Raw genomic sequence first — 2787 nt, forward strand, 5'->3', positions numbered from 1 at the left:
GTTCCCGCCTTGCGCCCAAGCGGTGGCAACGATGGGCGAAGTCAGACCGTAGCCGCTACCGCCGACGGCATTGGCCGCCGCGCTGGCATGGCCTGCCGCGCTCGACGCGCGCGCTTGCGAATTGGCACCGCCACCGGCACCGTCTCGACCACTGCCGTAACCTTTGCCGCCGTCACCGCCATAAGCAAACGAAGTCACCGACACCGACTGGCCGATATTGCTGCCGATGGCCGAAGACGTGGCCGCGCCACCGTTGCCGCCGTTAGCGTTGCCGAACAGATTTGCGCCGCCGTTCCCGCCGTGCGCCTTATCGCTCACTGTGACCGTACTGCCGCCGGATGCCGTACCGATGCTGCTGCTGTTCGCTGCACCGCCCGCGCCGGCTCGACCGCCGTAGCTGACACCGCCTAGGCCGCCCGACGCATGCCCAGAAACGCTAGCGGCGTGATTATCGCCGCTGGACGCGACCTTGGCCGTATTGTTAGCCTGACCGCCGGCGCTGCCGGTCGCACTATTGTTTGTACTGCCGCCGTCACCACCGGTTGCGCTGCCCCACGCGTAAACCGAGCCGGCACTGTTGTCGGCACTGACCAACGAACTTCCCGCCGCGCCGGTACCGGCCGCGCCGTTCGCCGCATCGTTCAAGTTGCCGCCATTGCCACCTGTTGCATAGTTGTACAGCGATAAGGCACTGACCGCAGCGGATTTGCTGAGCTGGCTGTCGGCGCTACCGGCAATACCGACCTTGCCGCCGTTACTCGAACCGCCATTACCGCCAAAGGCCGTCTGGCTCAAAATCAGCTCACCGCTGGTTTTGCCGTCGACTTTGTTGAGCAAACCGACCGAAGCACCGTTGCCACCGACGCCAGCCGCAACCGCCGAGCCCCCGGAACCGCCGCGAGCCTCGCCGGCAACCTCGACCGCGCCGTTACCGGTGGATTCGCCATAGGCGGCTGCCAAGTCCAGACCCAAGCCAGCCAAGCCGCCGTTACCGGCGATACCGGTATTGGAATCGCCGCCATTTCCACCAATGGCATCCGCGCTGGCATTGACGTTTCCGCCGTGAATCAAAGCGATCTCCGCATTGGCATCGCCGCCTTTGCCGCCGTTTCCGTTACCGGCGGCACTGGCGGCTCCGCCCGCGCCGCCGCTCGCATTACTCTTGCCGGTCACCGCACCGGCGCCGTCATCGACATTGTTCAGCGCCGATTTTGCCTTGCCGCCGTTACCTGCTTGGCCGGCGGGATTGGTTTCGATACCGACACCAAGAGAAAAAATGATGCTACTCACATTGCCGCCATTGCCGCCGGTAGCGATTTGTGTGAGATTCAAGGTTCCGCCGGTCGAACCGCTGGTCAGGTTATCGGCAATCGAATCGCCGCCCGCGCCACCGTCGGCGCCGAGGTAACCCCGACCGCCTTTGCCGCCCCGTTGATCAAGGCTCACGGTAACATCGCCATTGCCGGTGGAGGTGCCGCTGGCTTGCGCCGTAGCGGTACCGCCCGCACCGCCCTTATTGCCCAAGCCTTGGCCGGTACCGCCATTGCCGCCCCGAGCCGAGGTTTGGACTTGCACCGCCCCAGTGCCGGCGCCTTTGGCGCTGGTGGTTGTGGTTGCCGTGCCACCGTTGCCGCCGTTGCCATTGGCATAGCTGGCTCCACCATAGCCTCCGGTAGCGGTGGTATTCGCGCTAATCTGGCTGTTATTGTTGCTAGCCACGGCATTGGCTGAACAACTCGCTGCGCCGCCAACACCGCCAGTACCGTTTTCCGCCAGATTCGAGCCGCCGTTTCCACCGGTCGCATCATCATTAGCGCCGGCGTCGGTGGTGCCCATCGCACTACTCACGCTGCTGGCCGACCCGCCGGTGCCGCCGTTTCCGCCATAACTATCGCCGCCGTTACCACCGGTCGCCTCACCGATGGCAGTCGCACTATCGCCAGTGGCAGCCGTGCTATTTTGGGCCTTACCGCCCGCGCCGCCGTTGCGCTGGTTGTTGGAATTGCCGCCGTTACCGCCGGTTGCATTGCTGACCGCATAGGTATTGCTATTGTTTCCGACGGCATTGTTGATGCCGTTAACCGTCGCGGTGGCGTCCGCCCCTGCGCCAGCATCGCCGCTCACCGCATTCAGCAAATAGCCGCCGTCACCGCCTTGAGCGTAGCTATAGATTTGCAGCGATTTGGAATGGGTGGTTTTGCTTAAGCTGCTGTTGGCGCTACCCGCGACACCCGCAACGCCGCCATTGCTGCCGCCGGCACTACCGCCACGGGCGGTTTGAGTCAATCGCAAGATATCCGAGGTATCGCCTGAGACTTTGTCGGTCAAACTAACCGAGGCGCCGTCACCGCCGATGCCGGCGCCTTGGGCGTTTCCGCCATTGCCGCCGTTGGCCGTGCCGGTCACGGTTGCGGTAGACTGAGCGTGGCCATAAAGGGTGATGATTGGTGACAGGCCTAATACAGCCGCGCCGCCTGAGCCGGCTACGCCTGTGCCGTAAGAATCGCCGCCGTTACCGCCTGTAGCAGTCCCATCCAGGACTAAGAAGCCGCCCAAACTTTCAGCAACCGCGCCGGTCACTGCTGTGCCGCCGTTGCCGCCATTTCCGCTCGCTCCCACAACACCACCGCCGCTTGCCTCGCCGCCCAGGCCACCATTACCGCCGTTTCCGCCGGTGGCGTTCGCGGTGGCGTTGGCCTCGGCATAGCTAGAGATGCTGGTGGAGGCTTGCGCCGTGGCATCGCCACCGTTACCACCGTTGCCGGCTTTTCCGCCGTTGGCGCCGGA

1 protein-coding gene is annotated in these 2787 nt (G+C 64.4%); it reads right to left on the minus strand.

Features of this window, described 5'->3' with window-relative positions; genetic code table 11:
• Nucleotides 1-2787, minus strand: a 2787-nt coding sequence (locus AC3B8H_RS20070; protein ID WP_488443291.1) for a beta strand repeat-containing protein, incomplete at both ends; no start/stop codon positions are given.

The organism is Methylomonas sp. BG-2 (assembly GCF_057766305.1).